Genomic DNA, 756 nt, shown 5'->3' with positions numbered 1-756 from the left:
AGCCTGAGCCTAGAAATTCGAAAGCGAAGTTGTCTAGTCAAGTCATAATAAGGGATAAACATATCCATAGTAATGATTTTGACAGAACTCTCATATTTAAGAAAATGATTTCGGATGATGGATTGTGTTCTACCTTCCAGAACTGTGATGATATTGAGATTGTCAAAATCTTGAGAAATGAAACTCATCTTCATCTCTCGATTGAAACAGTCACTCCCCTGACTATTTCAACGTCCCAAGATATAATCTCAGGAAGGCGATCATGCTTAAAACGGAAGTCATTGAGCTTGCGAATGACAGTTGAAGTTGAAATAGAAAGCTGATGGGCAATGTCAGTCATAGAAGCCTATTCAATCAACTTTTGAGCAATTTTTTGGTTGATAATACGAGGGATTTGGTGATTTTTCTTAACGATAGAAGTCTCAGCGACCATCATTTTTGAGCGATGATAGCACTTGAATCGACGCTTTTTCAGAAGAATTCTAGTAGGCATACCAGTTGTTTCGAGGTAAGGAATTTTCGACGGTTTTTGAAAATCATATTTCTTCATTTGATTTCCGCAATCAGGACAAGATGGGGCGTCATAGTCCAGTTTAGCAATAATTTCCTTGTGTATATCTCTATTAACAACATCCATAATTTGAATATTAGGGTCTTTAACGTCTGGTAATTTTGTGATAAAATATAATTGTTCCATATGATTCTTTCTAATGATGGTTTCGGCGCTTTTCATTATAGATCTTATGGGACTTTTTT

At 35.7% G+C, this 756-nt stretch carries 1 pseudogene; it reads right to left on the bottom strand.

Features of this window, described 5'->3' with window-relative positions:
- Positions 1-697: pseudogene (locus tag HMPREF2805_RS10375) on the bottom strand (transposase family protein); the annotation flags it as partial.
- Positions 698-756 lie beyond the last annotated feature (59 nt).

It is taken from the genome of Streptococcus sp. HMSC034E03 (genome assembly GCF_001811505.1).
Classification (GTDB): Bacteria; Bacillota; Bacilli; order Lactobacillales; family Streptococcaceae; genus Streptococcus.
This window is presented reverse-complemented; position numbering and strand designations above follow the sequence as displayed.